22 protein-coding genes and 1 tRNA gene are annotated in these 22,267 nt (G+C 68.4%); 10 read left to right on the top strand and 13 right to left on the bottom strand.

Annotated features, from left to right (window positions below; all coding sequences use genetic code 11):
• Nucleotides 1-99 precede the first annotated feature (99 nt).
• The 4 genes from ACFW9O_RS07400 to ACFW9O_RS07415 all read right to left on the bottom strand — a co-directional run bounded on the left by ACFW9O_RS07400 (nt 100) and on the right by ACFW9O_RS07415 (nt 4,206).
• The gene (locus ACFW9O_RS07400; protein WP_351166461.1) at nt 100-444 is read right to left on the bottom strand and encodes a rhodanese-like domain-containing protein; all 345 of its coding nucleotides are present in this window, start codon (nt 442-444) and stop codon (nt 100-102) included.
• Nucleotides 445-490: 46 nt separating this feature from the next.
• Nucleotides 491-1,480 carry a hypothetical protein gene (locus tag ACFW9O_RS07405; RefSeq protein ID WP_384606146.1) on the bottom strand — a complete coding sequence of 330 codons (990 nt, stop codon included), beginning with the start codon at nt 1,478-1,480 and terminating at the stop codon, nt 491-493.
• 58 nt (nt 1,481-1,538) lie between these two features.
• A complete protein-coding gene (locus tag ACFW9O_RS07410) occupies nt 1,539-2,987 on the bottom strand; it encodes a DUF2252 domain-containing protein (protein WP_384606148.1) in 1,449 nt (482 codons plus the stop codon).
• Nucleotides 2,988-3,132: 145 nt separating this feature from the next.
• Nucleotides 3,133-4,206: a hypothetical protein gene (locus tag ACFW9O_RS07415; RefSeq protein WP_384606150.1), complete on the bottom strand. Its 1,074-nt coding sequence runs from the start codon at nt 4,204-4,206 to the stop codon at nt 3,133-3,135.
• Between the two features lie 80 nt (nt 4,207-4,286).
• Here ACFW9O_RS07415 and ACFW9O_RS07420 point away from each other — a divergent pair, with 80 nt between their 5' ends.
• Nucleotides 4,287-4,739, top strand: a complete 453-nt coding sequence (locus tag ACFW9O_RS07420) for a MarR family winged helix-turn-helix transcriptional regulator (protein WP_351166469.1) — start codon at nt 4,287-4,289, stop codon at nt 4,737-4,739.
• Between the two features lie 102 nt (nt 4,740-4,841).
• On the opposite strand, the gene ACFW9O_RS07425 is transcribed toward ACFW9O_RS07420, so the two are convergent.
• Nucleotides 4,842-5,186: a helix-turn-helix domain-containing protein gene (locus ACFW9O_RS07425; protein WP_329209169.1), complete on the bottom strand. Its 345-nt coding sequence runs from the start codon at nt 5,184-5,186 to the stop codon at nt 4,842-4,844.
• A 157-nt stretch (nt 5,187-5,343) separates the two neighbouring features.
• Here ACFW9O_RS07425 and ACFW9O_RS07430 point away from each other — a divergent pair, with 157 nt between their 5' ends.
• Both ACFW9O_RS07430 and ACFW9O_RS07435 read left to right on the top strand, forming a co-directional pair.
• Nucleotides 5,344-5,955 carry an FMN-dependent NADH-azoreductase gene (locus tag ACFW9O_RS07430; RefSeq protein WP_384606154.1) on the top strand — a complete coding sequence of 204 codons (612 nt, stop codon included), beginning with the start codon at nt 5,344-5,346 and terminating at the stop codon, nt 5,953-5,955.
• A 242-nt stretch (nt 5,956-6,197) separates the two neighbouring features.
• Nucleotides 6,198-6,875 carry a response regulator gene (locus ACFW9O_RS07435; protein WP_384606627.1) on the top strand — a complete coding sequence of 226 codons (678 nt, stop codon included), beginning with the start codon at nt 6,198-6,200 and terminating at the stop codon, nt 6,873-6,875.
• A gap of 38 nt (nt 6,876-6,913) precedes the next feature.
• Here the strand turns inward: ACFW9O_RS07435 and ACFW9O_RS07440 are convergent, their stop codons facing one another.
• The 3 genes from ACFW9O_RS07440 to ACFW9O_RS07450 form a co-directional block, all read right to left on the bottom strand.
• On the bottom strand, nt 6,914-7,552 hold the full coding sequence (locus ACFW9O_RS07440) for a phosphatase PAP2 family protein (protein WP_384606156.1): 639 nt from the start codon (nt 7,550-7,552) through the stop codon (nt 6,914-6,916).
• Between the two features lie 158 nt (nt 7,553-7,710).
• Entirely contained in the window at nt 7,711-9,357 is a 1,647-nt protein-coding gene (locus ACFW9O_RS07445) for a sensor histidine kinase (RefSeq protein ID WP_384606159.1), read from the bottom strand.
• Between the two features lie 189 nt (nt 9,358-9,546).
• A tRNA-Leu gene (locus tag ACFW9O_RS07450) sits at nt 9,547-9,629 on the bottom strand.
• A gap of 315 nt (nt 9,630-9,944) precedes the next feature.
• Here ACFW9O_RS07450 and ACFW9O_RS07455 point away from each other — a divergent pair.
• The 7 genes from ACFW9O_RS07455 to ACFW9O_RS07485 all read left to right on the top strand — a co-directional run bounded on the left by ACFW9O_RS07455 (nt 9,945) and on the right by ACFW9O_RS07485 (nt 18,339).
• Nucleotides 9,945-10,805 (top strand): FhaA domain-containing protein, encoded by an 861-nt coding sequence (locus tag ACFW9O_RS07455; protein WP_384606162.1) that lies wholly within the window; start codon nt 9,945-9,947, stop codon nt 10,803-10,805.
• Between the two features lie 10 nt (nt 10,806-10,815).
• Nucleotides 10,816-11,331, top strand: coding sequence for an FHA domain-containing protein (locus ACFW9O_RS07460; protein WP_384606165.1), 516 nt, complete (start codon nt 10,816-10,818; stop codon nt 11,329-11,331).
• A 129-nt stretch (nt 11,332-11,460) separates the two neighbouring features.
• Entirely contained in the window at nt 11,461-12,954 is a 1,494-nt protein-coding gene (locus tag ACFW9O_RS07465; protein ID WP_351166483.1) for a Stp1/IreP family PP2C-type Ser/Thr phosphatase, read from the top strand.
• Between the two features lie 23 nt (nt 12,955-12,977).
• Nucleotides 12,978-14,378 (top strand): FtsW/RodA/SpoVE family cell cycle protein, encoded by a 1,401-nt coding sequence (locus ACFW9O_RS07470; protein WP_384606167.1) that lies wholly within the window; start codon nt 12,978-12,980, stop codon nt 14,376-14,378.
• The gene (locus ACFW9O_RS07475) at nt 14,375-15,829 is read left to right on the top strand and encodes a penicillin-binding transpeptidase domain-containing protein (protein ID WP_351166487.1); all 1,455 of its coding nucleotides are present in this window, start codon (nt 14,375-14,377) and stop codon (nt 15,827-15,829) included. The genes ACFW9O_RS07470 and ACFW9O_RS07475 overlap by 4 nt, the downstream gene beginning before the upstream one ends.
• A 171-nt stretch (nt 15,830-16,000) precedes the next feature.
• Nucleotides 16,001-17,992, top strand: coding sequence for a Stk1 family PASTA domain-containing Ser/Thr kinase (pknB, locus tag ACFW9O_RS07480; protein ID WP_384606170.1), 1,992 nt, complete (start codon nt 16,001-16,003; stop codon nt 17,990-17,992).
• A gap of 110 nt (nt 17,993-18,102) precedes the next feature.
• Nucleotides 18,103-18,339 (top strand): hypothetical protein, encoded by a 237-nt coding sequence (locus tag ACFW9O_RS07485; protein WP_384606173.1) that lies wholly within the window; start codon nt 18,103-18,105, stop codon nt 18,337-18,339.
• Nucleotides 18,340-18,367: 28 nt separating this feature from the next.
• On the opposite strand, the gene ACFW9O_RS07490 is transcribed toward ACFW9O_RS07485, so the two are convergent.
• The 5 genes from ACFW9O_RS07490 to ACFW9O_RS07510 form a co-directional block, all read right to left on the bottom strand.
• Complete coding sequence (locus ACFW9O_RS07490) at nt 18,368-19,099, bottom strand: class E sortase (protein ID WP_384606175.1); 732 nt, start codon at nt 19,097-19,099, stop codon at nt 18,368-18,370.
• Nucleotides 19,100-19,125: 26 nt separating this feature from the next.
• Nucleotides 19,126-20,445 carry a class E sortase gene (locus tag ACFW9O_RS07495; protein WP_384606177.1) on the bottom strand — a complete coding sequence of 440 codons (1,320 nt, stop codon included), beginning with the start codon at nt 20,443-20,445 and terminating at the stop codon, nt 19,126-19,128.
• Nucleotides 20,442-21,080: an aminodeoxychorismate/anthranilate synthase component II gene (locus ACFW9O_RS07500; RefSeq protein WP_384606179.1), complete on the bottom strand. Its 639-nt coding sequence runs from the start codon at nt 21,078-21,080 to the stop codon at nt 20,442-20,444. The genes ACFW9O_RS07495 and ACFW9O_RS07500 overlap by 4 nt, the downstream gene beginning before the upstream one ends.
• On the bottom strand, nt 21,077-21,265 hold the full coding sequence (locus ACFW9O_RS07505; RefSeq protein ID WP_351166497.1) for a hypothetical protein: 189 nt from the start codon (nt 21,263-21,265) through the stop codon (nt 21,077-21,079). Before ACFW9O_RS07505 ends, ACFW9O_RS07500 begins: the two co-directional genes overlap by 4 nt.
• 142 nt (nt 21,266-21,407) lie before the next feature.
• Nucleotides 21,408-22,133, bottom strand: a complete 726-nt coding sequence (locus ACFW9O_RS07510; protein ID WP_384606181.1) for a DUF881 domain-containing protein — start codon at nt 22,131-22,133, stop codon at nt 21,408-21,410.
• Nucleotides 22,134-22,267 lie beyond the last annotated feature (134 nt).

Genomic DNA, 22,267 nt, shown 5'->3' on the forward strand with positions numbered 1-22,267 from the left:
GTGAACGAGGACCGAGCGGCCGGTGGCTGCTCGGTCCTCGTTCACAACAACTGAAGGACGTTGAGGAACGTCAGAGAAAAGGACCCGGAGAAGGGAACCTCAGAGAACGAAGGCCGCGCTGCCGTTGTCGGTGACCATCGGGCGCCCCGCACCGTTCCAGGCGAGCATTCCGCCGTCGATGTTCACCGCGTCGATCCCCTGCTGCACCAAGTACTGGGTGACCTGTGCGGACCGGCCACCCACCCGGCACATCACATGCACGCGCCGCCCGTCCTCGGCCGCCTCGGTCAGCTCACCGAACCGGCCAACGAAGTCACTCATGGGAATGTGCAGCGCACCCTCGACATGCCCGGCCGACCACTCGTCGTCCTCCCGGACGTCCAGCACGAAGCCGTCCGACGGCACTGTCGCGACGTCCACAGAGGGCAGTGGGGCGAAATTCATGGGTCATGCCTTCTCTCGTACATACGCGCCTGAGTCACCGGAAACGCTACTCCACCAGGCCCGCCAGCTCGGCCTCACGCCGGGACACCTCGCCCAGCAGCTTCTCGCCGATGTCGTCGAGAAGCCGGTCCGGGTCGTCCGGAGCCATCCGCAGCATCGAACCGATCGCGCTGTCCTCCAGCTCTCTGGCAAGAACCGTGAGCAGTTCCTTGCGCCTGCTGAGCCAATCCAGCCGGGCGTAGAGCTCCTCGCTCTCGCTGAGCCGGAGCTCCGGTGCCACCGGGCCCGCCGCCCATTCGCCGGCCAGCTCCTTCAGCAGGTCCACGTCTCCACGGCCGTAGGCAGCGTTGACGCGGGCGATGAACTCATCGCGGCGTTCCCGCTCCGTCTCGTCCGGTGCCAGGTCCGGGTGCGCCTTGCGGGCCAGCTCGCGATAGAGCCTGCGCGCCTCCTCGCTGGGCCTGACCCTCTTCGGAGGCCGAACGGGCTGCTCCGTGAGCATGGCCGCGGCCTCGGGTGAAAGACCGTCGGAGTCCATCCAGTCGTGGAACAGCTCGTCGACCCCCGGCATCGGCATGACGATCGCCCGGGCCTCCTGTGCCTTGCGCAGATCCTCCGGATCACCGGACTTCGCGGCCCGCGCCTCCGCGATCTGCGCGTCGAGCTCGTCCAGTCGCGCGTACATCGGGCCGAGCTTCTGGTGATGCAGACGGGAGAAGTTCTCCACCTCCACCCGGAAGGTCTCCACCGCGATCTCGAATTCGATCAGCGCCTGCTCGGCCACCCGGACGGCTTTCGCAAGCCTCTCCTCGGGCCGGGGCGCACCGGCCGCACCGGGGTCAGCAGCGCCGGACCCGGCCGCATCGGACTCGGCCGCACCGGCATCGTGCAGATCGGCCCGCGGTGCGTCGTACGCATCACCCTGCAGGCCACCCTGCGACGCGTCGGGAGCGGCATTCGGCTCGTCCTGCCGGTCGTGGTTCTGCCGGTCTTCGTCGTTCCGGGTGGTCGGCACCCCGGCGGCTTCGTCGGTCACCCGTCCAGCGTATGGCCACGGCCCGCGCGCCGAGGACCCGCGGTCGCCCGCAAGCCCTTCATACGCCGAGCTCTGCGGCTATCCGCCCGGCCCCGACGGCCCGTACGAGCTCGGCGTGGTCCGCCTCGGTCCTGTCCGCGTACGTCACAGCGAAATCGGCTACCGCCTCGTCCAGCTCGGCATTCTTCCCGCAGTAGCCCGCAAGCAGGCGGGGATCGACACTGTGCGCGTGGGCCCTGGCCAGCAGCGCGCCCGTCATCCGTCCGTAGTCGTCGACCTGGTCCGCGGCGAGGGCGGCCGGGTCCACGCTCCCCTTGCGGTTCCTGAACTGCCGTACCTGGAAGGGCCTGCCGTCGACCTCTGCCCAGCCGAGCAATATGTCGCTGACGACCTGCATCCGCTTCTGCCCGAGCACCACCCGGCGCCCTTCGTGCACCACGTCCGGCACATCGAAGCCGGCCTGCGGGAGATAGGGCGCCAAGGCGGAGGGGCGGGCCTCCTTCACCTGCAGGACCAGCGGCTCGCCCCGGTGATCGAGGAGCAGCACCACGTACGACCGGGTGCCCACGCTTCCCGTACCCACCACCCGGAACGCCACATCGTGGATCGCGTACCGGGCAAGCAGCGGAACACGGTCCTCCGAAATCGTGCCGAGGTAACCGCGCAGACCCTCCGCGACCGCCGCGGCCTCCGCGTCCGGCACCCGGCGCAGCACGGGCGGTGCGTCGACGAAGCGCCGCCCGCCGTCCTCGGAGTCCTCCGTGGACCGTGCGGCGAAGCGGGCACTCGTGTTGTTGCGGGCCTTCGCCGAGACCCGCTCCAGTGTCCCGAGCAGGTCCCGGGCATCGGTGTGGGAGACGAGCTCCTCGTCCGCGATGGCGTTCCAGGCGTCGAGTGCGGGCAGCGCCGCAAGCAGGCGCATCGTGCGGCGGTAGGCGCCCACCGTGTCGTAGGCGCCCTGACGGCAGGTGTCCTCGTCCGCTCCGGCTTCACGGCCCGCGAGCACCAGCGAGGTGGCAAGCCGCTTGAGGTCCCATTCCCACGGACCGAAGACGGTCTCGTCGAAGTCGTTCAAGTCGATGACGAGGCTGCCGCGGGCATCACCATAAAGACCGAAGTTGGCCGCATGCGCGTCGCCGCAGAGCTGTGCGCCCACACCGGTGACCGGCGTACCCATGAGGTCGTGGGCCATCAGCCCGGCCGAGCCGCGCATGAAGGCGAACGGCGTGGCGGCCATCCGCCCCACCCGGATCGGCGTGAGGCCGGGCACCCTGCCGCGGTTCGACTCCTCGACCGCCTGCACTGCGTCGGGCCGGCCGGCAGGCAGGACCAAGGAGTTGTGCGAGGCCCGCGGAACCGTGGCGCGCAGCGCCTTGCCCGCCGCCTTCGGAGATCCCCTGTCCGACGCGCCTGTGGCCACACGCTGCGCGAACCCGGGCACGACCGGGATGCGCGCATCCAGCGCTGCCGCCCGCTGTACCGGCACCGCCGCATCGACTTCACTCATGTGCCGCCGCCTCCCCCGCACTCGTCGACCTGTTCCGTCCAACATCAACTGCGGACGACGGTACAGCTGTCCCGCGACGGCCGTCTGCCCCTGTGGACAACTCCGGGAACCGACCTGTGGACAACTCCAGGACGCCGCGAACGGATCAGACCGCGACCGCCTCGTCCATCTCCTCCTCGGCCCCCGCCCCCGGCGCGGCAGGCGCTTCGGCGCGGGACCGCTCGGCAGCCGCGCGACGTCCCTTCGACTCGGCCCTGCCGGCCACACCCATGACGGCCAGTCCGACCACGAACCACACCGCGAGCACCAGTACGTGGCCGCCCAGCGCGTGGCCTCCGAAGTACACGTGACTGCGGACACCTTCGACGAAACCCGCTCCGTTCCAGAAGGCATGGAGCGAACCGAAGAATCCCGGCTGGAGCTCCGGCCGGAAGATGCCGCCCGAACTGGTGAAGTTGAGCATGACGAAGAGCACCATCACGCCGAGTGTGGTCCACCGCTTGAGGAAGGTGTGCAACCCGACGCCGATCAGCAGTATCCCCGCCGAGTAGAGCCACGCCATGGCCCAGAGCCCGCCGAGTCCATGGTCCACGAGGCCGAACAGCGGCCCTGCGAACACCGCACCGATCGCGCTCACCACGAGCGAGGCGCCGACGGCGAGCGCGGCCCTGATCCGCAGCGCCAGCACCGCGCCCGCGCCGCCGATCACCGCGACCGACGCGTACGACCCGATACTGACGGCCACCAGAAGGAAGAAGATCCCCTGGCCGGTCGGATCGCCGTCCGCGGTCGGCTCGACGTTCGTCACCTTGAGGGGCGCCCCCTGTTCGGCAGCGACGCCGGTAAAGACCTTCTGCACCACTGTCGCACTGGTTTCCGACGAGGCGGTGGCCACAATCAGTTCGGGGCTGCTCCCGGGCAGGTAGGCACCATAGATCTGCTGTGTCCGCAGGTGGTTCACCGCTGTGTCGCGGTCGGCTACCGTACGCACACTCAACGCACCGTCGCCCCTGTCCTGCAAGGTCTGTGCGAGCACGTGGGCACTCGCTCCCGAGCCGACGACGTCCACCCTCAGGTCGTGCGGTTCCGGAGCGTGAAAGGCACCCAGGTAAGCAAGCCCCATGCCGACGCACATCAGCAGCGGCGTAACGAGATGACTGAGCACATGACGCAGCGCACCGGCAGTGGAGCCGGACGGCGCACTCGGACCCGCAGACATTCGAGCGGCCTCCAATTCGTTGGCTTTTACAACCTCTAACTCGTTGTAGCATACAACTAGATTTCGAGAAAGGTGACCCCGTGGCAGGCGCCCCCCGGAAACGCGAAGAGTCGCTGGATGTCATCCAGCGCGAACTGACGGCCTTCGCACGCCGTGCGCGCGCAGCCGCGGCACGCCTCCACCCGGAGCTGCCCCTGGTCTCGTACACACTGCTCGCCCACATCGACCACCGGCACGGCTGTCGCGCCACCGACCTGGCGGCGCACTACATGCTGGACAAGTCCACGGTCAGCCGACAGGTCGCCACCCTGGAGAAGCTCGGCCTGGTCGAGCGTCATCCGGATCCGGACGATCACCGCATCCAGGTACTGCACCCCACCGCCACGGGCACGCAGGCGCTCGCCTCCACCCAGGCCAGCCGCCGCGCGGCCTACCGGGAGCGCCTTTCCGAGTGGACCGCGGACGATCTGGCCCGATTCGCGGAGTACCTGCTGCGCTACAACACGTCAGGCGACGACGACACCAAGCGGTAGACGTTCGCCCGCACCGCCGGGCTCGCCCCGTGAGGGATCAGGCGTACCCGCCGATCCGCCCGCCAGGCGATCACGCGCACCGCAGGCCCACCCGGCGGCAGGTCAGCAGCCGCCCGAATCGATCAGATACGTATCGGCCCACTGCCCCAGCTCCTTGAGCGCCGGCCCCATCGCGGCACCGGCCTCCGTCAAGCGGTAGGAAACGCGCAGCGGGGGCCCTTCGTCGACCTCGCGCACGACGAGACCCGCAGCCCCCAGCTCGGAGAGCCGGTCCGAGAGCATGCGCTCGCTGATGCCCGGAATCGCCCGCCGCAGATCCGCGAAGTGCACCGGCTGCTGCATCAGCACCGAGACGATCGGGCCCGTCCACCGCTTGCCGAACAGCTCGAAGACGCGGCTGATGCCCACATCCACCCGCCGACAGGCCTGTGCGTCGTGATCTGCCATGGCCCCAGAGTACTGCGCCACCGTGAGGGACTTATGAAAAGTAAGTGACTATGCTATCAATAGGTACGTACGAAAACGCCGGGCACGGTTCGATGCCCTCGCGGCGTACCCGTGAACCGGAACCGAGCCCCGCCCCCGACTCCCTGTGGAGATCCCCATGGCCACGCTTCTGCACCTCGACTCCGCTGTCTTCCCCCAGGACTCCGCCTCTCGCGCGATCACCGCCGCATTCGTCGAGGCCTGGCGCGAGCAGCACCCCGACGGTCAGGTCGTGTACCGCGATCTCGCCGCCGACCCCCTGCCCCACCTGGATGCCACGGCGGTTTCCGCCGGCGCCGACGACGCACTGCGCAGCAAGCTGGCCGCTGAGCTGGCCGGCGCGGACGCCGTGCTGATCGGCGCTCCGATGTACAACTTCTCGATCCCGTCCACCCTGAAGGCGTGGCTGGATCAGGTGATCATCGTCGGACACAACGTCGGCGCCGACAGCCCGGTCACCGGCACCCCTGTCACCGTCGTCGCCAGTCGCGGCGGTTCATACGCACCCGGCACTCCTCGCGAGGGCTTCGAGTTCGTCCAGAATTACCTGGAGAAGGTACTGACCGGCATGTTCGGCGTCGAAGTCGACTTCATCGTGCCGGAGTTGACGCTGGCACACTCGAATCCCGCGATGGCCGAACTCATTCCGCTCGCCGAGGCCTCCCGCGCCCAGGCATTCAACGACGCCACAGAGAAGGCCAAGGCCCTGGCGGCACGTCTCGCCGCTTGAGCGTTCGCAAGCCTCCGGAACAACCGGGCAGCCCGACCGGGGCCACGGAGCAGACCGACGCTTCGTGGCCCCGCTTCGCGCCTCCTCACAGCTCCTGGAGGGACGCCCACACCACTTCCGCACGACTCCAATTCAGTGCGGATCCGACGTTTCACGTGAAACAACGGCCACATCCAGCCGCCAACCCCGTTACGGTCATCCGCTGGCCCCTATTCACCACCGAGCGGGAAGCGGAGACAGTCATCCCCACCATCCGTATCGTTCTGGCCGACGACGAGGCGATGATCCGCGCCGGAATCCGCGCCATCCTCTCGGGGGACCCCGAGATCGAAGTCGTGGCCGAGGCCTCCGACGGCCGCGAAGCTGTGGCTCTTGCCCTTGAACACCGCCCCGATGTCGTCCTCATGGACATCCGTATGCCGGTCATGGACGGACTCGCGGCAACTGAGGAAATCAAGCGAGCCTCCACCGGAATTTCCGTCCTCGTCCTGACGACATTCTCCGAAGACGAATACGTCAGCAGGGCGCTCAGCGGTGGGGCCAGCGGCTTCATGCTCAAGTCGGGGGACCCACGCGAGTTGCTCGCGGGCGTGCACACCGCCGCAGCCGGCGCTTCCCATCTCTCCGCGAAAGTCGCGCAGCACGTCATCGCGGAACTGAAACGAGGCGCCGGAACGCAGGCCGACGCGCGCAGCACCGCGCTGCGCGCGAGGGTGGACGCGCTGACCGAACGGGAACGGCAGGTGCTCGTCCTGCTCGGCAGCGGGCTGTCCAATGCGGAGATCGGGCAGCGGCTCCACGTCGTGGAGGGCACGGTGAAGAGCTATGTGGGATCGGTCTTCTCCGCGTTGGGCGTACGCAACCGTGTCCAGGCCGCGATCGTCGCCTACGAGACCGGGCTGATCGGCGGCGTCGCCTGAATCGGGGGCTGCCCCCTTCAACGCCGGCAGAAGACCGTTCAGCGCCCGAGGACGGGCACCAGCCCTCTCTGTCTCCGTAGACGGCCCACTGCCCAGCTGCCGGGCGCCGCCAGAATCCCCAGCAGCAGCGGGGCAACCAGTACTCCGAGCAGTAGACCCGCCGCCACATCGTGCAGATAGTGGACGCCCACGTAGACGCGGGACAGCGCGATCAGTACCGCCAGGGGCAGGACCAGCAGCCCGACCAGGCGCCAGGTGAGCAGCAGAGTCATGGCCGACGCCGCAGCGATGACCGCGTGGTTGCTGGGAAAGGACCAGTCGCCCGGCTCCGGGCACGAGGCGATCGGTCTGACGCCGGGGATGTCCCGGCAGGGGCGCTCCTCATGAAGCCAGACTTTGACGATCTCGCTGACGATGTAGACCACGGCGACAACGAGCGGGGCGAGCAGAGCGTGGGCCATTGCCCTGTTGTCGCGCGTGCGGGCCCTCCACCACTGGGCCACGAAGAGAACGACGAACACGAGAATTCCGCCCTCGGTGACCAATTCACCCAGCCCCTGCATCCACCCAGGCGTGCCGGCGGCCCATTCCGTGATGTCGCGGTACACGCCGACCCCGTACTCCGGACCCGCCTTCGCCGAGCGGACCAGGCTTTCCGTCCGAATCGTCTGAATCACGTTGCTGTACATACTCGGTGCCGCTCTCCGTACGCCGATTCCCGCGTCTCCATGTCATCTGGAACGTAGGTTCCGGCCGGGCACGGCCACATCCCGCGAAAGCAAGCAGTCACCCCCACTTTCGTCATGCCGTGGGAGGACCTTCGGCATCCCAGACGTCAGTCGCGATCCGCCTGGAGGCGCGATTCGGCCGTCAACTCGGTCTTGTCGACCAGCCGGTCGTGGGCGAAGCACAGGCGGTACACGTCGACGGTGACGAACAGATCGGCACTGGCCCTGTAGTAGCTGCAGGTGGCTCCCGACGGCTCGGGCCGGTGCTCGGAAGGGGCGTCGCTCATTTCCCTGGACGGAAGCAGCCGACTGACCGTATCCGCAGCTGCACCGGTCTCCATTTGCGCGTACGCGGACGGCGGAAGCACCGATGAAGCCGCTCCGTACGCGTAATAACCCAGCATCGCGACGGCAAGGCAGGCGAACAGACCGAGCGGAAGGCCGACCGCAACGACGAAACGCCGCCGCAGCCCCGCAGTGGCGCGCAGGAGCCCACCCGAAGCCGCTCCCTGACCCGAACCAGCCGATGACGCTCCAGCGGGCAGCGCCCCCGCAGGAATCGCCTCCGGGACACCGGCCGCCGCCCCGTCCGCCCGGGCGCCGGACCGGCCCGGCACACGCGGGAGACGGGCGGTCACTTCGAACCCACCGTCAGGCAGCGCACCCGCCCGGAATTCACCTCCCGCCAGCCTGGTCCGCTCCTGCAGCCCTACCAGCCCGCGACCACCCCGCGCACGGTTCTCCAGCGGGTCCCGCACCGGCGGGCCGTTCCGTACGACCACGGTGACGTCGAGCGGGGTGTGGTCCAGACGCACGGTCACCGCCGCCCCGGGAGCGTGCTTCATCACATTGGTCAACGACTCCTGCACCACCCGGTACACAGCCTTGTCCGTCATGCCTGGCAGTTCGCCGGCCTCGCCGGTACACCGGAGCTCCACACCCGCGCCGGAGGCACGCGCCCGGTCCACCAGCACCCCCACGCCGGAACGCGAAGGCTCCAACGGCGCCGGTGCCCCCTCCTCGCGCAGGACCCCGATGATGTCCCGCAGCCGCTCCATCGCCTCGGCCGCACCCGCACGGAGTTCTGCCGCCGTCTCCCGATGGTGGTCCCCCAGGCCCGGAGCGATCTGCAGGGCCCCGGCCCGCAGAGCGATCAGATTCAGCTCATGCCCCAGGGAATCGTGCATGTCCTCCGCGATGCGGGCCCGCTCCCGCAGCCGTGCCTGCTCGACCCTTCCGCGCTGCTGGAGCTCCAACTGCCTGGCATGTTCCCAGCCGGCCACCTGCAGCTCGTGTCTCTGGCGTGCGTACCGGCCCAGCATCCAGGGGAGCAGCCCGGCGAAGATCATTCCCGACGCCGTCACCGCCCACATGGGCACCGTCAGCTCCGACCAGACACCGCCGGCCAGCGCCGCGACACCCACCGGCCCCAGCACCCGCAGCGCCGCCCGCCGGTCCACCTGCAGTCGTCCCACGGCGTAACTCATGACACACAAGGCCGGAAGGCGGGCCATGACGGCAACGGAGTCGACATTGTCGAGCAGCAGCGCGAGAGCCCACCACAGGCCCGCACACAGGGCCAGGGACACCAGCGGCCGCGTACGCCGGACCGCGACAGCGATGCCGACGGTGACGGCACCGAGGAGGGTCTCCCACCGTCGGCTCCCGTCGAGTCCCGATCCGGGGACCAGAGCGACGACCGGAACGTTGAGTGCCGCCCACAGCAGGACCGAGCCGACGCGGGTGGATTTCACGCGGACCACGCTAGCCGTGCGGAGAAGTTTGGAACCGTTCCGGTGGGCAGGAAGCCGGGCCGGGGAGCCGCGCGCACAAGGGCTCCGAACGCGCCAGTGGTCCGCACAACGAAGAACCCCCGCTCCGGAATCTCTCCTGAGCGGGGGTTCTGTCGAACCAACCCGGCAGCTGCAAGCAACTGCCCGTTGTGCGCGAGGGGGGATTTGAACCCCCACGTCCCTAAGGACACTGGCACCTGAAGCCAGCGCGTCTGCCGTTCCGCCACTCGCGCATGAGTGGTGTTTTCAGACTCTCCCACCGAGTGGTGCGAGCGCCTGGCGACATCCGGAAGATTAGCACGCTGGACAGGGTGGATTCACATCCGTTGTTTCGCCGGACGCATGGAGGGAAGCGGGAACGCGGGGCCGACGCCCCCACTCCTCCTGAGTGCACCCGGAGTGCGGGACACTGTCAGGAGGCCACCTCTACGATCCGTGTGAGAGGTGACACTCATCCACTGTGCAGACAAGGGGAACCAGCCGATTTCCCGACGCGTGGATACGATCAGTAAGCAGTACAGGGACGACGACACCGGAGGAGGTGCCCCATGGGAGTCATGAAGCGTTTCGAGCAGCGTCTCGAAGGTCTGGTCAATGGCACCTTCGCCAAGGTCTTCAAGTCCGAGGTGCAGCCGGTCGAGATCGCGGGAGCCCTCCAGCGCGAGTGCGACAACAACGCACAGATCTGGAACCGCGAGCGGACGGTCGTGCCCAACGACTTCATCGTCGAGCTCAGCACCCCCGACTACGAGCGGCTCAGCCCGTACTCGGGTCAGCTCGGCGACGAGCTGTCCGGCCTGGTCAGGGACTACGCCAAGCAGCAGCGCTACACCTTCATGGGACCCATCAAGGTCCATCTGGAGAAGGCGGACGACCTCGACACGGGGCTCTACCGGGTACGCAGCCGGACCCTGGCGTCGAGTTCGTCACAGCAGGGCCAGCAGGGCGGGCCCGCACCCCACGCCCAGCCGAACCGTCCCGCGGCCCCACAGGCGCCGGGCGGCTACGGCTACCCCCCGGCCTCCCCACCGCCCATGCCCGCGGCTCCGCCGCCGGGCTCCGGGCGCCAGGGAGGCCCTTCCAGCGACTGGCGCCCGCCGGCCGCGTCCGGGCCCGCGCCCGACGCGCAGGTACGGCGCTGGATCGAGATCAACGGCAACCGCCATCAGATCTCCCGCCCGACGTTGGTGATGGGACGAAGCACCGACGCCGACGTGCGGATCGACGACCCCGGCGTATCGCGCCGGCACTGTGAAATCCGGACCGGAACGCCCTCGACGATCCAGGATCTCGGGTCTACCAACGGCATCGTGGTAGACGGGCAGCACACCACCCGCGCTACGCTCCGCGACGGCTCGCGGATCGTCGTGGGCAGCACCACCATCGTTTACCGGCAAGCCGAAGGGTGAAGCGGGGGCAATGTCAGAGCTGACCCTGACGGTCATGCGGCTAGGTTTCCTAGCTGTTCTGTGGCTATTCGTAATCGTGGCCGTCCAGGTCATTCGCAGCGACCTGTTCGGAACGCGCGTCACGCAGCGCGGCTCACGCCGCACTGCAGCCGACGCGCGCCCGCAGCAGGCTCGCCAACAGCAGGCAGCGCCGCCTCAGCAGCGCCAGCAGCCCGGTCGCCAGCGGCGCGGGGCACCCACCAAGCTGGTCGTCTCCGAAGGCTCGCTCACCGGCACCACCGTCGCGCTCCAGGGCCAGACCATCTCCCTGGGCCGGGCGCACGACTCAACGATCGTGCTGGACGACGACTACGCGTCCAGCAGGCATGCCAGGATCTACCCGGACCGTGACGGCCAGTGGATCGTCGAGGATCTAGGGTCCACCAACGGCACCTATCTCGACCGGACCCGGCTCACCACCCCGACACCTGTTCCGCTGGGCGCGCCGATCCGCATCGGCAAGACCGTCATCGAGCTGCGGAAGTAGTACGACAATGAGCGAGCGGAGCGAGCGAGCCGCGGCGGTCCTGACAACGGACCCGGCCCGGCTCCCGACCGGAGGGTGGGCAGTGTGGCTCGAGACCGGCTGTACCCCGAACCGACGGGCGAGGTGCGCATGAGCTTGTCGCTGCGCTTCGCCGCCGGATCGCACAAGGGCATGATCCGGGAAGGGAACGAGGACTCCGGCTACGCCGGTCCCCGCCTTCTCGCCATCGCCGACGGCATGGGCGGCCAGGCGGCCGGTGAGGTCGCCAGCTCAGAGGTGATCTCCACGCTCGTCCAGCTCGACGACGACGTCCCGGGCTCCGACATCCTCACCTCGCTCGGTACGGCGGTCCAGCGGGCCAACGACCAGCTGCGTGTCATGGTCGAGGAGGACCCCCAGCTGGAGGGCATGGGCACGACGCTCACCGCCCTGCTCTGGACCGGTCAGCGCCTGGGTCTCGTCCACGTCGGCGACTCCCGCGCCTATCTGCTGCGCGACGGCGTCCTGACGCAGATCACCCAGGACCACACCTGGGTGCAGCGTCTCGTCGACGAGGGCAGGATCACCGAGGAAGAGGCCACCACCCACCCGCAGCGCTCCTTGCTGATGCGGGCCCTGGGCAGCGGCGACCATGTCGAGCCCGACCTCTCCATCCGTGAGGTCCGTGCCGGTGACCGCTACCTGATCTGCTCGGACGGGCTCTCCGGCGTCGTCTCCCACCAGACGATGGAAGAGACCCTGGCCAGCTACCAGGGCCCCCAGGAGACCATTCAGGAGCTCATCCAGCTCGCCCTGCGCGGCGGTGGCCCCGACAACATCACCTGCATCGTCGCCGACGTCCTGGACGTCGACAGCAACGACACCCTGGCCGGGCAGCTCAACGACACCCCGGTCATCGTCGGCGCGGTCGCCGAGAACCAGGCCGCCCAGCAGGGCGACAGCCGGGCCATGGAAACGCCCGCAGGACGCGCGGCCGGCCTCGGCCGTCCCGTCCCGCCGCCCTCCGGAGGCTTCGGCCCGCCCGGCAGCGGTGACGACATGGGCTACGGCTCCGGTCCTGACGACGCCTTCAACTCGTACAGCGACGACGACTTCGTCAAGCCCCGCGGCGGCCGCAAGTGGCTGAAGCGGTCCTTCTACATCGTCCTCGCGCTGGCCGTCATCGGCGGCGGCGTGTACGGCGGTTACCGATGGACCCAGACCCAGTTCTACGTGGGCGCCAAGGACGAGAACGTCGCCCTGTTCCGCGGCATCAGCCAGGACCTCGCCTGGGTCTCGCTCTCGGAGGTCGAGGAGAGCACCAAGATCGAACTGAAGTACCTCCCGCCCTACCAGCGCAAGCAGGTCGAGGCGACCATCGCCGAGGGCAACCTCGCCGATGCCCGCAAGAAGGTCAGTGAGCTCGAAGCTCAGGCCTCCGCCTGCAAGAAGGACGCGCAGCGCCGCGCAGCCGAGGCGGACAGCAATGCCGCCACGGGCCAGGGCGAGGCAGGAGGCACCGCCGGTGCCCCCGCCGCCAGGACATCCTCCGCCAAGGGGACCAAGACGACCGCGACTCCCACTCCCGGCCCCAGCCTCTCGGAGGAAGAGAAGAAGCTGGTCCCGCAGTGCGGTAAGCAGTAAAGCCGTAGGGGGCCTTCAGCACCATGAGCGTTGTCACCAACACCACCACCATCGGCGCGATCGATGCGCCGAGCCGCCGCAACACCGAGCTGGCGCTGGTTGTATTCGCCGTTCTCATCTCGGTGTACGCGTACGCCAACGTCGGCCTCGCCCTCAACGGCGAGCTGCCCTCCGGCATGCTCGGATACGGGCTCGGCCTCGCCCTGCTCGGCGGCGTGGCGCACCTCGCCGTCCGTAGATTCGCTCCGTACGCGGACCCGTTGCTGCTGCCTCTGGCGACGCTGCTGAACGGTCTGGGCCTCGCGATCATCTGGCGGCTGGACCAGTCGGAGCGGTTCCAGGCGCTCACGACGTTCGCGCCTGCCGCCTCGAAGCAGCTGCTGTTCTCGGCAGTGGGCGTCGCCCTCCTGGTCGTCGTTCTCGTGGCCCTGAAGGACCATCGCATCCTGCAGCGCTACACCTACATCTCCATGCTGGTCGCGCTGTTCCTGCTGATCCTTCCGATGTTCTTCCCCGCGGTGAACGGCGCCAAGATCTGGATCAAGATCCCCGGCGTCGGCACGATCCAGCCGGGAGAGTTCGCCAAGATCATCATCGCGGTGTTCTTCGCGGGCTACCTCATGGTGAAGCGTGACGCCCTGGCCCTGGCCAGCCGCCGCTTCATGGGGCTCTACCTCCCCCGTGGCCGTGACCTCGGGCCGATCCTCATGGTCTGGGCCTTCTCGATCCTGATCCTGGTCTTCGAGACCGACCTCGGGTCCTCGCTGCTGTTCTTCGGCATGTTCGTCGTCATGCTGTACGTCGCCACCGAGCGCACCAGCTGGATCGTCTTCGGTCTGCTGATGTCCGCGGCAGGTGCCGTCGGCGTGGCCACCTTCGAGCCCCACGTCCAGGACCGCGTCACCGCCTGGCTCGACCCCTTCGCGGGCTGGGGTGTGGAACCGGCGAGCGAGCAGATGGCCAAGTCCCTGATGGCCTTCGGCTCCGGCGGAACCCTCGGCACCGGCCTCGGCCAGGGCAACTCCGACCTGATCGGCTTCGCCGCCAACTCCGACTTCATCCTCGCCACCGTCGGCGAGGAACTCGGCCTGGCCGGAATGATGGCCGTTCTGCTGGTCTACGGCCTGATCGTCGAACGCGGTGTCCGCACCGCGCTCGCCGCCCGTGACCCCTTCGGCAAGCTCCTGGCGATCGGCCTCTCCGGCTCCTTCGCCATCCAGGTCTTCGTCGTCGCCGGTGGTGTCATGGGTCTCATCCCGCTGACCGGTATGACCATGCCGTTCCTCGCGGCCGGTGGTTCGTCCGTCATCGCCAACTGGGCCCTGATCGGCATCCTGATCAGAATCAGCGACACCGCACGCCGTCCGGCGCCGGCCCCCGCACCCTCCCCGGACGCAGAGATGACCCAGGTGGTCCGACCGTGAACAAGCCCCTCCGCCGGATCGCCATCTTCTGCGGCATCCTCGTCCTGGCCCTGCTGATCCGTACCAACTACCTCCAGTACGTCCGCGCCGACGAGCTCAACTCCAACGAGCACAACCGCCGCGTCCAGATTGAGCGCTACGCCCACGAGCGCGGCAACATCATCGTCGACGGGGAGCCCGTCACCGGCTCCGTCGAGACCACCGGAAGCGACTTCAAGTACAAGCGGGTCTGGAAGAACGGCCCCATGTGGGCGCCCGTCACCGGCTACTCCTCGCAGGCCTTCGACGCCTCCCAGCTGGAGAGCCTCGAGGACGGCATCCTCACCGGCAACGACGACCAGCTGTTCTTCGACCGGACGCTCTCGATGTTCACCGGCGACAAGAAGACCGGCGGAAACATCGTCACCACCCTGAACGGCGCCGCCCAGAAGGCCGCCTTCGAAGGGCTCGGCAGCAGGAAGGGCGCCGTCGCCGCGCTCGACCCGCAGACCGGCGCCATCCTGGCCCTGGTCAGCACCCCCTCGTACGACCCCTCGGTCTTCGCGGGCAACAGCCTCAAGGACTCGGACGCCCGGCAGAAGCTCCTGAAGGACAAGGACAAGCCGATGCTGAACCGGGCCCTGCGGGAGACCTACCCGCCCGGCTCCACGTTCAAGGTCGTCACGGCCGCCGCGGCGCTGGAGAACGGCCTCTACACCGACATCGACGCGAAGACGGACTCGCCGCTGCCCTGGCGGCTCCCGGAGTCGACCAACCTGCTGCAGAACGAGGGGAACATCCCCTGCAAGGACGCCTCGCTCCGCGAGGCACTGCGCTGGTCCTGCAACACCGTCTTCGGCAAGATGAGCGACGACCTCGGCAACGACAAGATGATGGAGCAGGCCGGCAAGTTCGGCTTCAACGAGGAAGTCTTCACCCCCGTCCGTGCCGACGCCAGCGTCTACCCGAAGGACATCCGGCCGCAGAACGCCATGGCGGGCATCGGCCAGGCGTCCAACCGCTCCACACCGCTCCAGATGGCGATGGTGGCGTCCGCGATCGCCAATGACGGCAAGCTCATGCAGCCGTACATGGTCGCCCAGCGGCAGGCACCCAATCTGGACCCCGTCTACACCCACGAGAAGGAGCAGCTCAGCCAGCCGCTCTCGGGTGAGAACGCCCAGAAGCTGCAGCAGATGATGGAGACCGTGGTCAAGAACGGCACGGGAACCAACGCGCAGATCGACGGCGTCACAGTCGGTGGCAAGACCGGAACCGCGCAGCACGGGCTGAACAACAGCGAGAAGCCCTACGCCTGGTTCATCTCGTACGCCAAGACCGACAGCGGCTCACCCGTCGCCGTCGCCGTGGTCGTCGAGGACGGCAACGCCAATCGCGACGACATCTCCGGCGGCGGCCTGGCCGCACCGATCGCCAAGAGTGTGATGCAGGCGGTTCTGGACGGAAAGTAGTGATACCAGTCACAGCATCCGTCAACACCAGCACATTGGGATACCGGTCGGATATCAGGTGACGGGTGCGGGCTGATCACGCCGGGAGTGCCCGGTAGCGTATGCGCGAACAGCGCACCGCCGGACCACACACGGGTGCGGTCGGGACTGACGGAGAGGGCTGGATCAGTTATGGAAGAGCCGCGTCGCCTCGGCGGCCGGTACGAGCTGGGCTCGGTGCTCGGCCGTGGTGGCATGGCCGAGGTCTACCTCGCGCACGACACCCGGCTCGGCCGCACCGTCGCTGTGAAGACGCTGCGGGCGGATCTCGCCCGCGACCCGTCCTTCCAGGCCCGGTTCCGCCGTGAGGCCCAGTCGGCCGCCTCGCTCAACCACCCCGCGATCGTCGCTGTCTACGACACCGGCGAGGACTACGTCGACGGGGTCTCCATCCCGTACATCGTGATGGAGTACGTCGACGGGTCGACCCTCAGAGAGCTTCTGCACTCCGGCCGCAAGCTGCTGCCCGAGCGCACTCTCGAAATGACGGTCGGCATCCTCCAGGCCCTGGAGTACTCGCACCGCGCCCAGATCGTCCACCGCGACATCAAGCCGGCGAACGTCATGCTGACGCGCACCGGCCAGGTCAAGGTCATGGACTTCGGCATCGCCCGCGCCATGGGCGACTCCGGCATGACGATGACCCAGACCGCGGCGGTCATCGGCACCGCCCAGTACCTCTCCCCGGAACAGGCCAAGGGCGAGCAGGTCGACGCACGCTCCGACCTGTACTCCACCGGCTGCCTGCTCTACGAACTCCTGGCCGTCCGGCCCCCGTTCGTCGGGGACTCCCCCGTCGCTGTCGCCTACCAGCACGTGCGGGAAGAGCCGCAGCCGCCGAGCAACTTCGACCCCGAGATCACGCCCGAGATGGACGCGATCGTGTTGAAGGCCCTCACCAAGGACCCCGACTACCGCTACCAGTCGGCCGACGAGATGCGCGCCGACATCGAGGCCTGCCTCGACGGTCAGCCGGTCGCCGCCACGGCAGCGATGGGCGCGGCGGGCTACGGCGGCTACGACGCCTACGGCAACGACCAGCCCACCACGGCCCTGCGCCAGACGGACCCGGGCGGCGCCCAGACGTCCATGCTGCCGCCGGTCAACCCGGACGACGGCGGCTACGGCTACGACGACCGCCCCGACCGCCGGCGCCAGAAGAAGAGCAACACCTCGACGATCCTGCTGGTCGTCGCAGGCATCCTGGTGCTCATCGGGGCGATCCTCATCGGCCGTGAGGTCTTCAGCTCCACCGACGGGGGCAGCGGCCAGGCCGACGTCCCGAACATGGTCGGCTCGACGCTGGAGGACGCGCAGAAACTCGCGCAGAATTCCGAGCTCGTCCTCAAGGTCGGAGCGAAGGAACCCTGCGAGGACCAGGAGAAGGACAAGATCTGCAGCCAGACCCCGGAGGACGGCACGCTGGAGGTCGGTGGCACCATCACCGTCGTCGTTTCCACCGGTGCTCCGAAGGTCGAGGTCCCCAACGTCGTCGAGAAGACCGAGGAGACCGCTCGCAAGGAGCTGGAGGACAAGGGCTTCACGGTGACGGTCCAGGCGGTCGAGTCCGAGGCGACGGCAGGCACGGTCACCAAGCAGAGCCCCGAGGGCGGCACGAAGGCCGAGAAGGAGTCCGAGGTCACGATCACCGTGGCCAAGGAGGCCACGCAGACCGTGCCGCCCGTCGTCGGCAGGCAGTTCACGGACGCCGAGGCACAGCTGAAGGGCGTGGGCTTCGCCAACGTCTCCAGGACCGACGTCGACTCCCAGGAGCCCCTGGGCGTCGTGGTCGAGCAGACCCCGGAGGCGAACAGCAAGCAGGCCAAGGACGTCCAGATCGTTCTGAAGGTCTCCAAGGGCCCCGCACAGCCGGAGCAGGTCACCATCCCGGGTGACATCGTCGGCCAGCGATTCCAGCAGGCGAAGGCCACGCTCGAAAGCCTGGGCCTCGTGGTCGCCCTCGCCCCGAACTCGTCGGACAAGGGGAACGCCCTGGTGGTGAAGGCCGAACCGGGGCCCAACGCTCAGGTCCCCAAGGGCCAGACCGTAACCCTCACGACGATCGGCGGGGACGGCGGCGGAGACGGCAACATCTTCGGCGGCCCGTCCGGCACGGCGGACTGACCCGCAGGCCACGGCACCACCAAAGGGCCCCGTTCACCTCGAGGTGAACGGGGCCCTTTGCTGTGCGGTGCAAGAACCTCGCTCCGTACCGCTCGGTGTGGAGCGGTGAGATGCAGAAGTTCGTCGGCACGAAGACGCTGCACCAAGCCGACGCAGCGGTCTACGTGGCCACCTGCCCGTTCTCCCGCGAGGCCCTCGACATCGCCGTGCAGGTCGGTGTCACCGCGGGCTGCTGGAGGCGTGGAGCGCGGGCGCGACACTGCAGGTTCCGCGCTGAGGGCCAAGGACGCCGAAGCCCGAAGTCGCAAGGTCTGGTTGCGGCTTCGGGCCCGGTTCATCCTGGGTGAGCGAGGCGCTCGAAGGACCTCGCTCGCCTCAGCGCAACTCCGGCGGCTTCGTCCTGTCCCGGTCGACCTTCTCGGTCCGCACCAGCTCGCCCCACACGATGTAGCGGTACTTCGACGTGTAGACCGGTGTGCACGTGGTCAGCGTGATGTAGCGGCCGGGCTTCTTCACGCCCGCCCCCTTCGGCACCGGTGCGATCGCGTCGACGTTGAACTTCGACGTCTCGGGAAGCTCCGCGAAGACCTTGTAGACGTACCAGGTGTCCTTGGTCTCGAAGACGACCGCGTCGCCCTTCTTCACCTTGTCTATGTTGTGGAACTTGGCGCCGTGCCCGTCCCGGTGCGCGGCCAGCGTGAAGTTGCCCTGCTCGTCCGTGGGCAGCGCCGACTTCACCGGGTCCGTGTAGTAGCCGGCGATGCCGTTGTTGAGGGTCTTGGGGTCGGTGCCCTTCTTGACCAGCACCTCGCCGTTCTTCATGGCGGGCACGTGGAGGAAACCGATCCCGTCCCCGGTGTCCAGGGCTCCGGGTCCGCCCGCCCAGCGGTCGCGGATGGTGTTGCCCTGTTTGTCGGCCTCGCGGTCGGCGAGCACGTTGGTCCACCACAGCGAGTAGACGACGAAGAGCCCCAGCACCAGGCCGGCGGTGATCAGCAGCTCACCGAAGACGCTGACGGCCGCCGCGACGGGATGGCGGGTACTGCCGCGTCGCACCGGTGGCGCCGACTCGTCGGCGCGCTCTTCGTGCTCGGTCCTCGCTGCCACCGCACCCGTCCCTGTCGTGATGATGTTCAGCCGACGAGCGCGTCGGGCTTGCCCTTGCTGCGCGGCCGTTCCTCGACCATCTTGCCCCACACGATCATTCGGTACGTACTCGTGAATTCCGGTGTACACGTCGTCAGCGTGATGTACCTGCCCGGGCCGGTGAAGCCGGACCCCGGAGGCACTTCGCCGATCACCGAGACGTTGGACGGAGACGTCTGGGGAAGGATGCTGAACATCTCGTAGGTGTAGTACGCGTCCTGCGTCTCGACCACGATCGGGTCGCCCGGCTTCAGCTTGTTGATGTAGCGAAACGGTTCGCCGTGGGTGTTGCGGTGGCCCGCCACCGAGAAGTTCCCCTGCTTCGCCGACGGCATCGCGGTCTTCAGCTTGCCCTCGCCGTAGTGACCGATCATGCCCCGGTCGAGAACCTTGTCCTTGCTGATGCCCTCGGCGATCGGGGCGACCACGTCCAGCTTCGGGATGTGCATGATGGCAAAGCCCTTGCCGGGCTCGAACGCGCCCGGTGTGCGCTCGCCGTTCGCCCATTCGTCCTGGATCTTGTTCGTCTCCCGGCCGGCGATCTGGTCGGCCCTGATGTTGGTCCACCACAGCTGATAGGTGACGAACAGGAGCATCAGCACACCGAAGGTGATGAACACTTCGCCGACGACCCTGCTGGCGACGACTGCAGGGCTGTCCTTGGCAGCACGAGCCGCGCGCCGGGCCTCCAGCCGCGACATCGGGACGGCCGGCTTCGCCGTGCCCCTCTCAGCCGCGGGCACGGGTTCTCCGCGCCGTCGTCCCCGCCCCTTGGCCGCCCGTCGGCGCTCGGCCCGCCCTCCCGTCGCGGGAGGCTCCGCCACGGCTCCGGCCGCCGATTCGTCGTCCTCGGCCGCCCGCTCCGCGCGCCGGGTATCGGCTGTCCGCAGGGCGACGGTCTCGTCGTTCCGAACCGGGGGAGCGGGGGCGCGGACCTGTGCGGGCGGCCCGGGATCGGGGATCACGGCCGCGCGCGGGGCGGGAACCGGCTGAGGAGCCGGTTCTCGCGGCCCCTGCTGCCCGTACCAGTCCCGTTGATACCCCTCGGGGTCGTACCACTCCCTCGGGGGCTGCTGGGGCTGCTGAGACGCCTGCTGGGCCTCTGTCGAGGGCTCCTGCCGAACACCACCGCCCGCCGGAACGCCCTCCGTCCGGAACCAGGGCGACGCGTGCTGCCCCGGGAGTGGATCGCTCAAAGGGTCGGCAAGCCTGTCCACCGCCGCCTCGAACATGCCGTCGCCCTCGTACGCTCCCTGCGCGTACGGGCCTTCCTGCCCGGCATCGGGTTCGGGGCGGAGTGGGGTCACGCGACGGCCTTGCCCACCACCGGGGCAAGCCCCGCCGACCTCGCGACCGCCCCCGCATCGCCGCACTGCTCCAGCCAGTTGGCGAGCATCAGGTGACCGTGTTCCGTGAGCACCGACTCCGGGTGGAACTGCACACCCTCCACCGCGAATTCGCGGTGACGCAGCCCCATGATGATGCCGTCGGCGGTGCGCGCCGTGACCTCGAGCTCAGGCGGAACGGTCTCCGGTTCCGCGGCGAGCGAGTGGTAACGCGTCGCGGTGAAGGGCGACGGCAGCCCGGCGAAGACTCCCTTGCCCTCGTGGATCACGGGAGAGGTCTTGCCGTGCAGCAGCTCGGGCGCACGGTCCACCACGCCTCCGTACGCGACCGCCATCGACTGCATCCCCAGGCAGACGCCGAAGACAGGAACGCCGCTCCGCGCGCAGTGATGCACCATGTCGATGCAGATGCCCGCCTGTTCCGGCGTGCCGGGACCGGGGGACAGCAGGACACCGTCGAAGCCGTCCTGTGCGTGCCCCGTGGTCACCTCGTCGTTGCGCACGACCTCGCACTCGGCACCGAGCTGGTAGAGGTACTGGACGAGGTTGAAGACAAAGCTGTCGTAGTTGTCGACGACGAGAATGCGTGCGCTCACTGACCGGTCCCCGTTCCACCGGTGCTGTCGCCGTCCACCGTCACATCACCGAACGGGAGCAGAGGCTCCGCCCAGGGGAAGACGTACTGGAAGAGCGCGTAGACAACGGCCAGGACGAGCACGAGCGAGATGAAGCCCCGCACCCATGTGTTGCCCGGCAGATGCCGCCAGATCCAGCCGTACATGCTGTCGCCTCCATTCGGTACGGCACCAGACTAAAGGGCCCGGGCACAGGCGTGGGTCAGCTGTGGAAAGCTTTCGGCTCACTGTCCGTCACAGGCTGTTCGGCGCCGCGTCGGAGGCACTCGGGGCAGGTGGGGCGCGTGGTCACTCCACAGGCTGTGCGTAGTGGAGATCGATCGTGCCCGAGTAGCCGGGAAGGGTCGTCCGGTCGTGCTCCTCGACCTTCCAGCCCAGGCCGTACGCCTTCACGTACAACTGGTAGTTCTGGATCGCCGGAGAGTCGTCGAGCGCCTGCTTGAGCTTGTCCTGGTCGCCCACGGCCGTGACCTTGTACGGAGGCGAGTAGACCCTGCCCTGCAGGATCAGCGTGTTGCCGACGCAGCGGACCGCGCTCGTCGAGATCAGCCGCTGGTCCATCACCTGGATACCGCGGGCTCCGCCCTCCCAGAGCGCGTTGACCACAGCCTGCAGGTCCTGCTGGTGAATGACCAGGTCATTGGGTTGCGGCTCGGGGTACCCGGGGTTGGCCGTGGCGTTCGGCGGGGCGTCGTTCAGGGTGACGCCGATGGCCGCGCCGGTGAGCTTCTTGGTGCCGGCGGCCCGCTCCAGGGCGGCGAGCTCGGCGTCCTGCGCCCTGGTGCTCCCGTCGTCACGCTGGGCGAGCGCGTCGATGTCGGCACGCACGGAGGCGGTCGATTCGTCGAGCTCGGCGTTGTGCTCGCTGCGCTGCTGGATGAGGTCGGAGAGCTTCAGTAGGGAGGAGTCTGTCCGGATATCGGTACCCTTGGCCGTGTTTGCACTGGTGACGAAAATCAGTCCGGCCAGGGCGAAAACGGCAGCGGTGAGCCCCCGGACCGGCCATCGGGACATGCGCCGGACCGGCGATTGAGGAGAGTCGGCAGAATTGCTCAACGTACCCTTATCTCCTTAGGCGCCACGGAAGCACTACGCTAACGGACGCCCCGGGGAGGCAGCATTCCCCCTTGCGCCCCCGGCGCCAGCCA

This window comes from Streptomyces sp. NPDC059499, from assembly GCF_042749285.1.
Classification (GTDB): Bacteria; Actinomycetota; Actinomycetes; order Streptomycetales; family Streptomycetaceae; genus Streptomyces.

Excerpts from the sequence above, each read along its gene's own strand:
- ACFW9O_RS07400 (WP_351166461.1), bottom strand. The coding sequence starts at position 444 with ATGAATTTCGCCCCACTGCCCTCTGTGGACGTCGCGACAGTGCCGTCG.
- ACFW9O_RS07410 (WP_384606148.1), bottom strand. The coding sequence starts at position 2,987 with ATGAGTGAAGTCGATGCGGCGGTGCCGGTACAGCGGGCGGCAGCGCTG.
- ACFW9O_RS07415 (WP_384606150.1), bottom strand. The coding sequence starts at position 4,206 with ATGTCTGCGGGTCCGAGTGCGCCGTCCGGCTCCACTGCCGGTGCGCTG.
- ACFW9O_RS07425 (WP_329209169.1), bottom strand. The coding sequence starts at position 5,186 with ATGGCAGATCACGACGCACAGGCCTGTCGGCGGGTGGATGTGGGCATC.
- ACFW9O_RS07430 (WP_384606154.1), top strand. The coding sequence starts at position 5,344 with ATGGCCACGCTTCTGCACCTCGACTCCGCTGTCTTCCCCCAGGACTCC.
- ACFW9O_RS07455 (WP_384606162.1), top strand. The coding sequence starts at position 9,945 with ATGGGAGTCATGAAGCGTTTCGAGCAGCGTCTCGAAGGTCTGGTCAAT.
- ACFW9O_RS07460 (WP_384606165.1), top strand. The coding sequence starts at position 10,816 with ATGTCAGAGCTGACCCTGACGGTCATGCGGCTAGGTTTCCTAGCTGTT.
- ACFW9O_RS07465 (WP_351166483.1), top strand. The coding sequence starts at position 11,461 with ATGAGCTTGTCGCTGCGCTTCGCCGCCGGATCGCACAAGGGCATGATC.
- ACFW9O_RS07470 (WP_384606167.1), top strand. The coding sequence starts at position 12,978 with ATGAGCGTTGTCACCAACACCACCACCATCGGCGCGATCGATGCGCCG.
- pknB (WP_384606170.1), top strand. The coding sequence starts at position 16,001 with ATGGAAGAGCCGCGTCGCCTCGGCGGCCGGTACGAGCTGGGCTCGGTG.
- ACFW9O_RS07485 (WP_384606173.1), top strand. The coding sequence starts at position 18,103 with ATGCAGAAGTTCGTCGGCACGAAGACGCTGCACCAAGCCGACGCAGCG.
- ACFW9O_RS07505 (WP_351166497.1), bottom strand. The coding sequence starts at position 21,265 with ATGTACGGCTGGATCTGGCGGCATCTGCCGGGCAACACATGGGTGCGG.
- ACFW9O_RS07510 (WP_384606181.1), bottom strand. The coding sequence starts at position 22,133 with ATGTCCCGATGGCCGGTCCGGGGGCTCACCGCTGCCGTTTTCGCCCTG.